Source organism: Oryzibacillus soli (assembly GCF_051594765.1).
Lineage (GTDB): Bacteria > Bacillota > Bacilli > Paenibacillales > NBRC-103111 > Paenibacillus_AR.
On sequence record NZ_JBPPGJ010000002.1, the window covers coordinates 97,142 to 110,956 of the forward strand.

Here is a 13,815-nt window from a genome sequence, read left to right on the forward strand (position 1 = left end):
AGTTTCCGTTCTCTCTTGATGGTTGCTGATCGAAACTTACACGTTCATGATGTACTGGTTCAGTACGGATTTGATCTGCTCTTGACGGCCCGACTTGTTGACGATCGGGTTGTTCTGCATCGCATAAGATTCAAGCGATTTGAAGTTGGCCTTGCCAGCCAGAACGTCCGCACCGATTCCGGACTTGAAGGAGGAATAGCGGTCGTCGATGATGTTCTCCAGCACGCGGTCTTCCAAGAGCTTCGCCGCTACCTGCAGGCCGCGGGCGAAGGAATCCATACCGGCGATGTGGGAGTAAACCAGATCCTCCGGCTCGAAGGAGGCACGGCGGGTCTTGGCGTCGAAGTTCACACCGCCGCTGCCCAGTCCGCCGTTCTTGATGATCTCGTACATGGCCAGGGTCGTGCTGTACAGGTTGGTCGGGAACTCGTCGGTGTCCCAGCCCAGCAGCTCGTCGCCTTGGTTGGCATCAATGGAGCCCAGCATGCCGTTGATGCGGGCCACGTGCAGCTCATGCTCGAAGGTATGGCCGGCCAGGGTGGCATGGTTCGCTTCGATATTAAGCTTGAAGACTTGGTCCAGGCCGTAGGTCTTCAGGAACGCAATGGTAGTGGCGGAGTCGAAGTCGTATTGGTGCTTGGACGGCTCCTTCGGCTTCGGCTCAATCAGGAATTGGGCGTTGAAGCCGATTTCCTTGGCATAGTCCTTCGCCATATGGAAGAAGCGGGCCAGGTTATCCAGCTCGAACTTCATGTCGGTATTGAGAAGAGTCTCGTAGCCCTCGCGGCCGCCCCAGAACACATAGTTCTCGGCACCCAGCTCCAGGCCCACTTCTAGCTGCTTCTTCACTTGCGCAGCGGCGTACGCGTATACGTCGGCGTTGCAGGTGGTGGCAGCGCCATGGACGAAGCGCGGGTTGGAGAACATGTTGGCGGTGTTCCACAGCAGCTTGCGGCCGGAGGACTTCATGTTTTCCTTGATCAGGGCCACGATGACGTCCAGGTTCTTGTTGGTCTCCTGCAGGGTGTCGCCTTCCGGCGCGATGTCGCGGTCATGGAAGCAGAAGTACGGCATGTCGAGAATGTCCATCAGCTCGAAGGCCGCTTCCACGCGGGCCTTGGCTTGGTCCATGCCGGAGTAGCGGTCCCAGCCGCGCTGCATGGTGCCTGCGCCGAACGGGTCGGAGCCGGTGCCGGTCATGGCATGCCAGTAAGCCAAACCGAAGCGAAGCCACTCGTTCATGGTTTTGCCGGCGACTACGGCATTGGCGTCATAGAATTTGTAAGCCAGCGGATTGCTCGAGGTTCTGCCTTCGAATGCAACCTTGGAAATGTTGTTGAAATAAGAAGCCATTGGAATATTCCCTCCAGAGAGTTATTCGCCTTACCTTCCCCTTCATCATATCACTTCCCACTTAGTTTGTCTATTGATTAAACTAACTTTACTTTCGAACTTTTTCCGCATAAAATGATAGTATGGCTGTCCGATTTCCCCGTATAATGAAGATTACTATCACAATGAGCGGCTATCGCCATGGGATCGGCGCACTGGACGTTATGCCTAAGGAGTTTGTTGCATGAAGATGACCGGAGATCTCAATCTCGTCAAGAAAATTAATAAATCCATCGTGCTGGAGCTGCTTCAGAAGCAGTCCCCCATCTCCCGCGCCAGCCTGGCCAAGCTGACCGGATTGACCAAGGCCACCGTCTCCACCTTGGTGGCCGAGCTGATGGAGGAGAATCTCCTCTACGAGATCGGCACCGGGGAATCCAGCGGCGGCCGCAAGCCGGTCATGCTGGTGTTCCGCCAGGATGCCGGCTATGCAATTGGCGTGGATCTGGGCGTCAATTACATCCATGCCGTACTGACGGACCTGAAGGGCGAGATCATCCACGAGGTGCGCCGCGGCTTGAAGGGAGGCGCTTCCCAGGAGACGGTACTCCGGGAGCTGAAGGGCTGCCTGCGCACCCTGATCGCCGCCGCTCCGGAGAGTCCTTACGGCATCGTGGGCATCGGCGTCGGAGTGCCCGGAATTACGGACCACCAAGGTTCTGTCCTCTTCGCCCCGAATCTAGGATGGCGGAATGTCCCCCTCCAGCGGCTCCTCGAAGAGGAGTTCCGGATGCCCGTCACCATCGATAACGAGGCCAATGCCGGTGCCGTCGGCGAGCGGGAGTTCGGCGCCGGCAGGGGTGTTTCGAATCTGATCTATATCAGCATCGGCATCGGCATCGGTACGGGCATCATCCTGAAGAACGAGCTGTACCGGGGCACCTCGGGCTATTCCGGTGAGATGGGGCACATCTCCATTCAAGCGGACGGGAAGCCCTGCCGGTGCGGCAATATCGGCTGCTGGGAACTCTATGCCTCAGAGAATGCCCTGCTGGAGGAAGCCTCCTCCCTGCTGCCGGAGGACCGCAAGGAGCTGGAGGAGCTGGTCAAGCTTGCGGAAGCGGGCAGTCCCGAGGCCACAGCCCTGTTCGAGCGGGCCGGCTACTACCTCGGCGTCGGCATCACCAACATCATCAACATCTTCAATCCCGAGCTCATCATCATCGGCAACCGGTTCGCCCATGCCGAGCGCTTCCTAGGCGCTGCGGTTCGCCGAGTCATCGACACCCGCTCTCTGCCTTATCACCGGGAGAAGCTGCGGCTGGAATTCGCGGGCCTGGGCTCCCGCTCCTGCGTGGCCGGCGCCTCCTCCTTCGCGGTCTCCCGGTTCTTCGCCGACCGGAGAATCAGTGTGGACTACTCGGTGTGACCGAGGGTCTGGGAATGAAGCGGCAGCTCCAACTAATATGAACGCAAAAAGAGGGTGCCCCCAAGCCTGTTACGGCTTGAGAGGCACCCTTTTTCTTGCTGCTGCGTCATCGAATGACGTTGAACTTATGCCGCCGCCCTTAGATATCGAACCGCTGGACTTCACTGCGAAGCTCGGCGGCCGCCTCCTCCAGCTGGCGGGCCAGATGGCTCAGCTGCTCCATGGCGGCGGATTGCTCCTCCACGGATGCGGTGACCTCCTCCGTGCCGGCCGCCGTGGTCTGGCAGATGGCTTGGAGCTCGGTGGTGTTGGCGCTGATGATGTCCTTGCCCTCCGTCAGCTCCCGGACGGAACGGACCACTTGTCCGATGCCCGCCAGATGGCGTTCCACAGCGGCATGGATGGTACCGAAGGCTTCATGGGTCTGTCTGACGGTCCGCTCCTGCTCCACCATGGCTTGCCCTGCACTCTCCGACAGCGCCGTGGCCTGGTGAGTCTCCTTGCGGATGCGTTCCACCAGCTCCTGGACCTGGGCCAGCGCCTCCTCGGAATGACCGGCCAGCTTCCGGACCTCACCGGCAACGACGCCGAAGCCCCGGCCGTGCTCACCCGCACGGGCCGCTTCAATGGCCGCATTCAGCGCCAGCAGATTGGTCTGATTCGTAATATCCGAGATGACCGCTACGATTCCTCCGATCTGCTCCGAGCATTCGTCCAGGGAGCGGATAGCCTCCGAGACGGAGCGGGACATGCCCACGCTCTTCGCCGTCTGATCGGACAGGGCATCCAGCCTCTCCACATTCACCCGGGCAATGTCCTGCATCTGCATCGTCAGGCGCTCCATCTCTCCCGTTTCCTGGGCCACGGTGTCGATCTGGTCCGCCATCTCCAGCACAATCTCGGCATTCCGGTCCGCGATACCGGCCTGGCTGCCAGCTCCGGCGGCAATCTCCTGGATGGCTCTCGCCACCTCTCCTGCCGAAGCGGACGTCTCCGCCGAACCTACCATGAGCACCTGGGAGGATTCTCCCAGCTTCTCAGAGGTCTTATGGATGCGGGTGATCAGACGGTCTACCTGCTCCGCCATCTCATCGAAGCCGGAGGCCAGCTTACCGATCTCGTTGCTCCGCTTCACTCCGGATCGGGTACGCAGCTTCCCGTTCTGGAACTCCTTCATCGCCTCCTGCAGCTTGCGCACCGGGCGGATGATGCTCTGGGTGACCGGCCACGAAACGGCTCCCGCTACAGCGATGATAATCAAGAGTCCCCACATCACGGTGCCGAGCATCTCTCCGGCTTCATCCTCGAATTCCTTGGAGAAGACGGTACCGCAGATCTTCCAGCCCGTAGTCCCGTTGGTGACGTAGCTCATGAGCTTCTCTTGTCCCTCATAGGTGTAGGAGATAGTGCTTTTGGCGCCCTTTGCCTTCATCTCGCCGATGAATTTCTCCTTGCTCTGGTCCGAGCCGATGAGCTCCGTCTTCTTGTGGGCCAGCAGCTTGTTCTGGGCATCCAGGATGAAGATGTACCCTGATTTTCCCACGGTGACCTCATTCAGCAGAGACATGATGGAATCCACCTTCAGGTCGATGCCCAGGACCCCGATGGGCTTGCCTTGGGCTTGGATGGCCATGGAGACCGTCAGCACCATCTTCTTGGTGGCCGTATCGATGTAGGGCTCGATCCATACGGGATGCTGCGGGCTTGCTAGCGCTTCCTTATACCAATCCCGGGTGGTCGGATCGAATCCGGCCGGCAGATCCGCGGGAGGCTCTACGGTCATCTCCTTGGAAGTCGACGCCACATAGATGTTGACCAGCTGATCGTTGGACTTGATGGCCTCTTGGAAAGTGTCCTGCACGGCGGGCCATGCCGCCTTGCCCTCCTTGCTCGCCGCTCCCGACGCCACATAACGCTGAATCTGATCGTTGCCGGACAGCGTCTTGGCCATTCGCTCGTATTCCTTCAAATACAAATCCACATTCTGGTTAACGATACCGACCAGCGTTTCCGTATTGTCGGTGGCGCTCTCCACGGCGTATTCCTTGATGCTGTTGTAGCCTACCATCGTCGCCGCACCGCTGGCGGCAATGATCAAGGCCAAAAAAGGGATCAAAATCTGTAATCGCAAGCTCTTACGCATGGTATTCCCTCCGGATGGTCTGGTTGTGCAACCTCCTTACGATATCACGCTTGGATATCCGCGGATGTTAAATTATTAACACGTGGTCGACAAATTTTTAAGTTTTCGACACAAAGCGATAATAGCAAAAGGCACCCGAATTACGTGGCATCCGATCGGAATGCTTCACATGATACGAGTGCCTCACAGGACGGCGGGTTCTCTATCCTCTCCCGGCCTTCTTCCGCCGGACGTAAGCGAATACACTAATCCCCGCCACCATGATGCCCAAGCTCCAGAGTGCCTTGGTGGAAGCTCCCTTCTGGCCGCGAGCCTCCGCCTCCAGCTTCTCCGCGGCTCCCGGAGCAATGCCTGCCGTGCCGGGAGCAGGCTGGCTGCCCGGTCCCAGAATGGCCAGCTCCTCGCCGGCAGCCGACAGCAGCTTGGTGCGGGTGCACAGCCCGGTCTCCAAATGGTCCGGCGATCCCGCTGCAAATACGATGTATTCCTTATGCACCGCAAATTGGTCATACCCGCAGCTTGCGGAGCTTCTTGCCGTATAGACGGCCGTTTCGGCCTTGACGTCCCCTTTCCACACGCGGGTCACCTTAAGGGTGACATGCAGAGGATCGGCCGAGGATAGGACCGGCTTGGCCGGCGGCTGCTCCACCCGGATCACTTGGCCGGAGAAGACGGCAGTCTTCTTCTCCAGGTCCTCTTGAACGGCGGGAGGCGTGGCGCAGGAGCACGCCAGAGCCCGGGATGGGACCGTAAGCAGATCTCCTCCCAGAATAAGCAAGACAATCAGCGCCGGAAGCATGACCTTACGGTGAACCATTGCCCATTCCCCCCTCTGCATCTATATACGGTTATTCCTTACTAATTGTTTCCATTTCCGGGCAAGGATATAAAAAAATACCGGTGGAGCCCTATGGCACCACCGGTATGCATTTAGAGAATCACTTCAACGCGGACGGAAGCTCCGCCCGCAGAGCCCGCCGCCGGCGGGATGATGGTCCCCTCCACCTGTACGCCGTCCACCCGAAGCTCCTTGACTCCATGTCCGGTGCGGCTTTCATTGCGAACCTCGATGTCGTAGACCCGGCCCCGGAATCTGCGCTTCACCCGGAAGCCTTCCCAGCCGGAAGGGATGCAGGGATTGACGAGGAGCCCTTCCAGCACCGGCTTCACGCCAAGAATGTACTGGGTCACAGCCACGTACATCCAGGCGGCGGTGCCCGTCAGCCAGGACACGTTGGCCAGACCGAACTTATCGGACTCCGGCCCGAATAGATTGGAGGCGTAGACGTAAGGCTCCGCCTTGTATCTCCACAACCCCGCCTTCTCCATGGCCACGTTCGGGATCAACTGGCGGTAGTACTTGTAGGCCTGGTCTCCCCGACCCAGCATACATTCGGCAATGACCGCCCAAGTGTTGGCATGGCAGAAGACGGCGCCGTTCTCCCCGGTGCCCTTGTTGTAGTTCGTCAGGGGGTCCTTGGGGTCCGGGAAGGTGGTGATGGACGGATGGAGCTTCTTGATGCCAAGCTCCGTGTCCAGGAGCTCCTGGACGCTGTCCATAGCCTGGACGCCCTTCTCCGGTTCCGCCATTCCCGACAGCGTGGCCCAGGTTTGGGCGTTCAGCCAGATTTTGGCTTCGTCGTGCTCGTCCGTACCCAGGAAGCGGCCGTCGTCCATTACGGCCCTTCGGAACCATTGACCGTCCCAGCCCAGCGAATTGACCAGCGCCTTCTGCTCCTCATAGAAGCCGGCGAACTGAGCTTGGCGCTCCGTATCCCCCTTAAGACCGGCCAGCTCCTGCAGCTTCAGGAGCGTCGTTCCCAGCTGCATGGCGGTCCAGATGCTCTCGCCCCGGCCCTTGCGGCAGACGCGGAAGAGCTGGTCGTTCCAGTCGGAGCGCAGCATCAGCGGGAAGCCGTTGGGACCCAGGTTGGCCTTGGTGAATTCAATAGCCCGGCACAGATGCTCGTAGACGGTTCCTTCGCCGCCGTCATAATAGGATACCTTCTCGTCCAGGAAGGACGGTTCGCCGGTCTCCGCCACGATCTCCCATACGGCCAGGGCCGGCCAGAGATGATCGTCCGAGTGGATGCTTGTCACCGGGTCCCAGCCTTCCGTCGGGAAGAAGTAATGGTTGGCATGGCCGTCCTGATACTGCTGGGACAGGAGCAGCTTGACCTTGTCCTTGGCGGCCTGCGGGTCCGAGGCCACCACCGCCAGAATGTCCTGGGAGGTGTCGCGGAAGCCTACGCCCCGGAAGGTTCCCGTCGCGTAGAAGGAGATGTTGCGGGAGAACAGGAAGTTCCGGTGGGACTGGTACGGGTTCCACGCGTTGATCATGCGGGCGGCGTCTTCATCCGGCACCTGGCATTGGAAGCTGTCCAGGTAATCGGTCCAATGGGCCTGTAGCGCATCGTATGAGCGGGCGACAAAGTCCGGCTCCCGGGAACGTGCGACGGCGGCTACCGCTTCCTCCTCGGTCATGGCGGCCCCCAGGAAGACATTCAGGGTCCGAGTCTCTCCCGGCTGGAGCACGATATCGAACTGGAGCGCCCCGCAAGGATCTCCACCCAGAAGGGTGGAGCCGGTACAGCCTCCGTTCTCAATGGCGGCCGGATTGGACTCGCTGCGGTAGCTTCCGACGAACTCGTCCCGGTCTCCGTCGTAGGAGGAAGGCACGGCATCGGCAGCAAAGTAGACCAGCGGCGTCTCTTCCGGCTTCGGCTGGTTCTCGACTCCGTATTTATAGATCAATGCGCCGGTATCGTTGTACCAGACAGACACCTGGTGCTTGTTGTAGCACTGCCACTGCAGCTCCCGCATGAACTCCATCATGCCGAACTCCACATAGGCGTACACTCGAAGCTTCTTCTCCTCCGTCCCCTCGTTGGTCAGGGTCAGGTTCCAGATGAGCGAGTTCTCGTATGGCCCGACAAAATAGACGGTCCGCGCCCGGACGCCGGACTTCTGAGCCTCAAACCGGGTATAGCCCATGCCGTGGGCGCTTTTCCACTCCTCCGGCTTGTCGAACGCCGGCTCATAGGTCGGACACCAATAGCTGTTGTCCTCGGTATTTTGGATATAGAGATAAGGTCCGGAACGGTCGGTCGGCAGGTGAAAGAAGCGGTATCGGGTGATCCGCCAGATCTGAGGGGACTTGTAGAACACCACGCCTCCTCCCGCTTGGGACATCATGGTATGGAAGGTGCCGTTGGACAGGTAGTTCATCCAGGGGGTCGGCGTATCGTGGCGCTTGAACTCCACCTCCCGGACGTCGTCGCGGAAGGCGTAATATTGCTCGGGCGTGGTGGCAGCAGGCTGTCGGGCCATGGGTATCTACTCCTTTGGGGATGCATGATACCTTCATTGTACCGGGTTCGCAGCCTGCTTTCCTTGACTTTCGGGACTTTCTTCAGCACTATAAGGACATGGGAACCTATATTGATTATCACAATTTGGGACTGCCGGCCGACTTCATCTTTAACATCGAAAAATGCCCGCTGACCCACGATTACTTCGTTCACCACCACAACTTTTCCGAGCTGGTCCTCATTCTGGAGGGCAGCGCCATCCATGTTGTAGAAGGAAAGGAGTATCCCATTGCGGCGGGGCATGTCTTCGTCGTCAACGAGGGCGTGAACCACGGCTATAAGCACGTGGACCGGATCAAGTACGTCAACGTTATGTTCCGCACGGAGCAGCTGCCGGAGCTGCCGGAGCTTATGAAGCTGGCGGGCTTCCAGGCATTCTTCCTAATCGAGCCCATTTACCGCAGCGAGCAGCACTACAACGCCATGCTGGCCTTGGGCCCGTCCCAGATGAAGCGGGTGCACGCCGCCCTGGACGAGATCCTAGAGGAATTCACGGGCTGCCACGAGGGGTACCGGTCCATGATTCTCATGCGTTTCTCGGCGTTGGCCATCACCCTGTCGCGGTATTACACAGAGAACCATACCGACTCGAACAAGGTCTACCGGCTGGCGGAGGCGTTCACGTTCCTGGAGGAGAACTTCCTGAAGCCCATCACGCTGAAGCAGGCCGCCGATCTGGCCTATCTCTCCCCCCGCCACTTCGTCCGCACCTTCAGCCGCAGCTACAAGACCACGCCTATGGAATACGTCCTGATGCGGCGGCTCGAGCACTCCTGCCTGCTCCTGCGGGACCCGGAGCGCTCCATCACCGACGTGGCCGAGCAAAGCGGCTTCCGGGACGCCAATTATTTCGCCCGGCAATTCCGCAAGGCCTACGGCTGCTCCCCCACCGAGTACCGAAGAAAGGGTTAGCCGGGGCGTAGGGGATTGAGGCCGGTGGGTGACGGTCTAGGGCCCCAAGTCCGATGGAAGCTTAGCGGTCTACTCCAGGGTTATCACCGTCAGCTCCGGCCGGCATAGGAACCGGACCGGCTTCACGGAGACGCCGATGCCCCGATTTGTATACAAAACCAGCTTTCCACCGCCCAGATCATATCGGCCGGAGGGATATTTCTTGCCGTACGGGACGGAAGCAAGCGGCCCGATCAGCGGCAGACGCACCTGGCCTCCATGGCTGTGACCGGACAATTGCAGCTGAACCGGATAAGCCAGCACCTCATCGGCATAGTCCGGGGCATGGGACAGCAGCACCGTAAAGTCCCCCGTTCCCGCATCCTGAAGCGCCCGCTTCAGATCCGGCTTTCCTTCCCAGGCATCCTCCACTCCTGCCATACACAAGACGGCGCCCTCCCGTTCCAGCCGGACCATCCGGTTGCGAAGACACGTGAAGCCACCCTCCTTCAGAAGGGCCGCCACCTCGTCGGCATCCCCGTAATAGTCGTGATTGCCAAGAACCGCGTAGCTCCCCAAGGGTGCCCGGATGAGCCGCAGCGCATCCCGAATGGGGGTATACGCCGAGCCCACGGCGTAATCCACCAGGTCTCCGGTGAAGCAGACCACGTCCGGCCGCTCCTTCTCGATCCTTGCCGCCAATCCTGCCAGCCGATCCGCATCGTAATGGAAGCCCAGATGCACGTCGCTGAACTGGAGGATGCGCAAGCCGCGGAAGGGGGCAGGCAGCCCTTCCAGCCTAAGCTTCAGCCGCACCACCTCCAGCCATCTCGGCTCCACACGCGTGGAATATCCGTAGCCGGCGCCGGGCAGAGCCAGGAGGCTTCCTGCCAGTATGACTCCCCTCGTCAGGAACGTCCTGCGGGACATCATCCTCTTTTCCTCATTAGACTCCGGTATAGTCTTCAAGAATCTCGGCCACCTCGATTTCTCCATTAATGAGAAGCTCGGGGAGCTCATTCCGAACGTTCCCCTGCCAATACATCCTGGCCTGTTCGATCTTCCGCGCGAAGGGAGCCCCGTCCTCCTTGGGAAGTAGGTCGCCGTCCCCTTCGAACACTTTCCCGTTCACCCGGAGCTTCACGATCTGCAGCACCTTGCGGTAATGGGATTCGAACAGCGCCTTCCACTTCCATGCATCCTCCAAGCTTTGGGCCGCATACAGGCAGGACAACCGGGACGGATAATCCGGGTATTCCTGCAGCCGAACCATCTCCACGATCACTTCCCGAACCGCCCGGACGGTTTGCTCCACATAGCTCTTGACCACCCCAGCGTCCTCCTTATCCAGAATGAGCCCGTCGCTCGTGTGATGCCCCTGCAGAATGCGGATGAAGTCCTCCCCTTTGGAATTGGCGTGCTCCCGCTCGAAGAAATAGCGGTATAAAGCGTTCTTTTGGCCTTGATCGAAGATCAGCTTCTGTCCCGGCTGCATGCCTTTTTTGGTTACCAGGTGATATACGATCCGTTCGTTTCCGATCATACCAACTCTCCCCCCCATAGACGCACCGCATAGGTCTTTGTAACTTTTTACCATGCCGATACGATTCTAGCAATAGCAGGAATGTGTCAGAAAGAAGGAGCTGCACCCGACATCATCGTCAAAATTTTCCTAAATTCGATATATTTTCACAAAGAATCGTGTGTTACAATGAAACCCTGTAAAACATTGGTACGTAATAATTGTAACAAAGGAGATGAATTTAAAAAATGAAGAGAGCTACAGCCATTATGTCCGCTCTGCTCGGCCTGACGATCCTGCTCCCGGGGTGCTCTCTGCCCCCTAAGGAAGCATTGGGCAAAGCTTTTGACAACACGGTCAATCTGCAATCCTATTCATTCGAATCCACGTTCAAGTTGGGCCTGGAAGGCAGCCAGGAAGCCTTGGGAGATCAAGCCGCTATGGCGGCAGAGGTATTGAAGAACGCCGACCTCAAGCTGACCGGGGCGTATACCAAAGAGCCCTTCGAGATGCGGATGGAGTATGAGCTGAATGTCAAGGGTGATATGAATTTCGGCCTGAAGGTGCCGGTGTATGTGACGCAGGACAAGCTCCTGGTCAAGGTTCCGAACACCCCCTTCCTGCCGCTCGGCAAGGATGTAGTCGGCAAGTATGTAGAGATGGACCTGAAGGAACTGAACAAGCAGCAGGCGGCGGTTCCGTCCCATGTGGACATGAAGCGGCAGCAGGAGCTGTCCAAGGAAGTTCTGGGCGTGATCGGCTCCCACTTCGACAACAAGACCTTCTTCAAGGACGTGTCCAAGAAGGACGTGACTCTGCCCGCCAATGCCGACGTGAAGGATCTGGTCAAGTTCACGATTAACGACGGCAATCTGGATCAAGCGATCTCCGTGACGACGGAGAAGGTCCTTCCGGAGATCCTGAAGCTGCTCCAAGATCCCAAGTGGTCGGATATCGTCGGACAGAACAAGGACAAGCTGGCCGACACCGAGAAGAAGCTCCAGGACGCCATGAAGAACAAGGATAAGGCCGTATCCGAATTCAAAGCCCAAGCCGGCATTGAAGATGCCAGCATGCTGGTCGGCATGGACTCCAAGGGATACATCCGCTTCGTCTCGCTGAACCTGGCTGTGAATAACAAGGAAGCCGGCCAGCAAGGAAAGGTCAAGGTTCAAATGGATACCGTCTTCAATCAGATCAACGAAAAAGTGGACTCGAAGCTGGATGTGAAAGCTTCGGATATCATCAAGATGGAAGACTTCGCAGCTCAGATGGGACGCGGGTTCTAACGGGTTCCGATGACGACCGTAGCGTCATGCTCTTCGGAGCGGAGGACGCTCGGGGATAGACCGAATTGATTGAGGAGCCCGGCGGTCAACGGTGCCTGCCGCTCGCTGGTCTCCATGAGCAGATAGCCGTCTTTCGCGAGCCATTGTGGCGCGGAGGCGGCTATTCGCCGTTGGATGTCCAGTCCGTCCTCTCCTCCGTCCAGCGCGGTCCGGGCTTCATAGAGACGGGCCTCCTGCGGCAGAAGCTCCATCGCAACCGTAGGTACGTATGGGGCGTTGGCGATGAGCAGCTGGATGCGGCCGCGAAGCTCCTGCGGAAGCGGCTCGAACAGATCGCCCTCATACACACGGCCGTTCACGGCACGGAGGTTGCGGCGGGCGCATCGAACCGCAGCCGGATCGATATCTGCCGCATGCAATTCGATGCGCTCCCGTGCCGCCGCTACCACGGCGCCCAAGGCCCCGGAGCCGCAGCACAGGTCCACCACCGTATCGCCCGGCTTCGTAAGAGCAGCGGCTTGCCGGGCCATGAACTCGGTACGGAAGCGGGGCACGAATACTCCCGGATCCACAGCAATCCGAAGACCGCAGAATTCCACCCAACCCAGCACATATTCGAGAGGAGCACCGGCTGCTCTTCGTTCTGCCAGCGCCGCAAGCTCATCGGGTGAGCGGGCATGGCCGGCCAACAGCCGGGCCTCCTCTTCGGCGTATACACATCCGGCCGCACGCAGCCTGCCGGTTATTCGCAACAGGGTGTCATTGTCGAAGAGATCACGATGATTCACAGATCGGCCACCTTTATCAGGGTTTTCCTATAAGTATACCTGATCTGCAGCGTCCGGTAATGGCCGAAGTTGCCCTATAGTCATTCTGTCCGGAGCCTGCTCCGCCCGGCATGCCCAAAGCGAACTCCACACACTCGAATCTCCCGAACAGCCCTCCTTCCGGGAGACGGCTTTTCACGATCGAGGTGATGTGGCGTAAAAAAACAAGGCCCCGTTCTTCGAAGCCGCAGCGATGCGGTTCGGACGGGGCCTTAGTGGAGCATAGACGGGAAGCAGGCCGGTGGCCCCCGTTCCCGTACTAGAGATCGAAGCCGCGCTTGCGCACGAATTCCTTCAGGTACATCCGCTCCAGGTTCAGAAGCTTGCCCCGCATCTCATCGGACCAGCCGCTCCGGCGTTGGCCTTGGGTGCGCTGGAGGTAATATTCCTGCGTCACGGCGTCATAGGCTTCGATCAGAGCGGGATAGCGATCCGTCTTGTACGTATTCTCATGCAGAACCGCCTCCAGCGGAAGCCGGGGCCGGGGCATCGGATCCTGATCCGGGTAGCCGATGCACATGCCGTACAGAGGAAGCACCAGCTCCGGCACCTCCAAGAGCAGGCAGACCTCCTCCAGATCATTGCGGATGCCGCCGATGTACACGATGCCGAGTCCCATGGATTCGGCGGCTATCGCCGCATTCTGGGACGCCAGCGCCGTATCCGCCACCGCCGCGATGAACAGCTCCGTCGAGGCCGCCTGATGCTCCGGCGATCCGGCCTCCAGGCCGCTGGCCTCCAGCAGCCGCCGGATGTCCGCGCACCAGACGAGGAATGCGGGACAATCCCGTACATACGCCTGATGGCCCGCTATGGCGGATAACCGCTCCTTCGCCGCAGGATCACTCACATGTATGATGCTGTAGGCTTGGATGTTGCTGGAGGTCGAGGCGTGCTGGGCAGCCGATACGATGGTGCGAAGCTGCTCCCCCGTTACCGGCCGGTCCGTATACTTGCGAATGGACCGGTGCCTCTGCAAGAGATTGATGAAATCATTCATGGCTCTTCTCC

Annotated in this window: 11 protein-coding genes; 3 read left to right on the forward strand and 8 right to left on the reverse strand. The window is 59.1% G+C overall.

What is annotated here, in order from left to right; genetic code table 11:
• Positions 1-36: 36 nt before the first annotated feature.
• Positions 37-1,353 carry a xylose isomerase gene (gene xylA, locus ACSEXW_RS02410; RefSeq protein ID WP_438444499.1) on the reverse strand — a complete coding sequence of 439 codons (1,317 nt, stop codon included), beginning with the start codon at positions 1,351-1,353 and terminating at the stop codon, positions 37-39.
• A 223-nt stretch (positions 1,354-1,576) separates the two neighbouring features.
• On the opposite strand from xylA, the gene ACSEXW_RS02415 reads away from it, so the two are divergent.
• Positions 1,577-2,761: an ROK family transcriptional regulator gene (locus ACSEXW_RS02415; RefSeq protein WP_438444500.1), complete on the forward strand. Its 1,185-nt coding sequence runs from the start codon at positions 1,577-1,579 to the stop codon at positions 2,759-2,761.
• A 139-nt stretch (positions 2,762-2,900) separates the two neighbouring features.
• Here the strand turns inward: ACSEXW_RS02415 and ACSEXW_RS02420 are convergent, their stop codons facing one another.
• The 3 genes from ACSEXW_RS02420 to ACSEXW_RS02430 all read right to left on the reverse strand — a co-directional run bounded on the left by ACSEXW_RS02420 (position 2,901) and on the right by ACSEXW_RS02430 (position 8,234).
• On the reverse strand, positions 2,901-4,904 hold the full coding sequence (locus ACSEXW_RS02420; protein ID WP_438444501.1) for a methyl-accepting chemotaxis protein: 2,004 nt from the start codon (positions 4,902-4,904) through the stop codon (positions 2,901-2,903).
• A 202-nt stretch (positions 4,905-5,106) separates the two neighbouring features.
• A complete protein-coding gene (locus ACSEXW_RS02425) occupies positions 5,107-5,721 on the reverse strand; it encodes a hypothetical protein (RefSeq protein ID WP_438444502.1) in 615 nt (204 codons plus the stop codon).
• A 113-nt stretch (positions 5,722-5,834) separates the two neighbouring features.
• Positions 5,835-8,234, reverse strand: coding sequence for a GH36-type glycosyl hydrolase domain-containing protein (locus tag ACSEXW_RS02430; RefSeq protein ID WP_438444503.1), 2,400 nt, complete (start codon positions 8,232-8,234; stop codon positions 5,835-5,837).
• A gap of 98 nt (positions 8,235-8,332) precedes the next feature.
• On the opposite strand from ACSEXW_RS02430, the gene ACSEXW_RS02435 reads away from it, so the two are divergent.
• Positions 8,333-9,187 (forward strand): AraC family transcriptional regulator, encoded by an 855-nt coding sequence (locus ACSEXW_RS02435; protein ID WP_438444504.1) that lies wholly within the window; start codon positions 8,333-8,335, stop codon positions 9,185-9,187.
• A gap of 69 nt (positions 9,188-9,256) precedes the next feature.
• Here ACSEXW_RS02435 and ACSEXW_RS02440 read toward each other — a convergent pair whose 3' ends face one another.
• Entirely contained in the window at positions 9,257-10,099 is an 843-nt protein-coding gene (locus ACSEXW_RS02440) for a metallophosphoesterase (protein ID WP_438444505.1), read from the reverse strand.
• Positions 10,100-10,112: 13 nt separating this feature from the next.
• Entirely contained in the window at positions 10,113-10,709 is a 597-nt protein-coding gene (locus ACSEXW_RS02445; RefSeq protein ID WP_438444506.1) for a DUF2441 domain-containing protein, read from the reverse strand.
• Positions 10,710-10,936: 227 nt separating this feature from the next.
• Between ACSEXW_RS02445 and ACSEXW_RS02450 the strand changes: the two genes are divergently transcribed.
• Complete coding sequence (locus ACSEXW_RS02450) at positions 10,937-11,977, forward strand: hypothetical protein (protein ID WP_438444507.1); 1,041 nt, start codon at positions 10,937-10,939, stop codon at positions 11,975-11,977.
• Here the strand turns inward: ACSEXW_RS02450 and ACSEXW_RS02455 are convergent.
• Together ACSEXW_RS02455 and nfsA are read right to left on the reverse strand one after the other, a co-directional pair.
• The gene (locus ACSEXW_RS02455; RefSeq protein ID WP_438444508.1) at positions 11,974-12,765 is read right to left on the reverse strand and encodes a putative protein N(5)-glutamine methyltransferase; all 792 of its coding nucleotides are present in this window, start codon (positions 12,763-12,765) and stop codon (positions 11,974-11,976) included. The genes ACSEXW_RS02450 and ACSEXW_RS02455 overlap by 4 nt on opposite strands.
• A gap of 298 nt (positions 12,766-13,063) precedes the next feature.
• Positions 13,064-13,804, reverse strand: coding sequence for an oxygen-insensitive NADPH nitroreductase (gene nfsA, locus ACSEXW_RS02460; RefSeq protein WP_438444509.1), 741 nt, complete (start codon positions 13,802-13,804; stop codon positions 13,064-13,066).
• Positions 13,805-13,815 lie beyond the last annotated feature (11 nt).

Bases quoted from the DNA above. Each gene is read 5' to 3' on its own strand.
- xylA (WP_438444499.1), bottom strand. From the start codon at position 1,353: ATGGCTTCTTATTTCAACAACATTTCCAAGGTTGCATTCGAAGGCAGA.
- ACSEXW_RS02415 (WP_438444500.1), top strand. From the start codon at position 1,577: ATGAAGATGACCGGAGATCTCAATCTCGTCAAGAAAATTAATAAATCC.
- ACSEXW_RS02420 (WP_438444501.1), bottom strand. From the start codon at position 4,904: ATGCGTAAGAGCTTGCGATTACAGATTTTGATCCCTTTTTTGGCCTTG.
- ACSEXW_RS02425 (WP_438444502.1), bottom strand. From the start codon at position 5,721: ATGGTTCACCGTAAGGTCATGCTTCCGGCGCTGATTGTCTTGCTTATT.
- ACSEXW_RS02430 (WP_438444503.1), bottom strand. From the start codon at position 8,234: ATGGCCCGACAGCCTGCTGCCACCACGCCCGAGCAATATTACGCCTTC.
- ACSEXW_RS02435 (WP_438444504.1), top strand. From the start codon at position 8,333: ATGGGAACCTATATTGATTATCACAATTTGGGACTGCCGGCCGACTTC.
- ACSEXW_RS02440 (WP_438444505.1), bottom strand. From the start codon at position 10,099: ATGATGTCCCGCAGGACGTTCCTGACGAGGGGAGTCATACTGGCAGGA.
- ACSEXW_RS02445 (WP_438444506.1), bottom strand. From the start codon at position 10,709: ATGATCGGAAACGAACGGATCGTATATCACCTGGTAACCAAAAAAGGC.
- ACSEXW_RS02450 (WP_438444507.1), top strand. From the start codon at position 10,937: ATGAAGAGAGCTACAGCCATTATGTCCGCTCTGCTCGGCCTGACGATC.
- nfsA (WP_438444509.1), bottom strand. From the start codon at position 13,804: ATGAATGATTTCATCAATCTCTTGCAGAGGCACCGGTCCATTCGCAAG.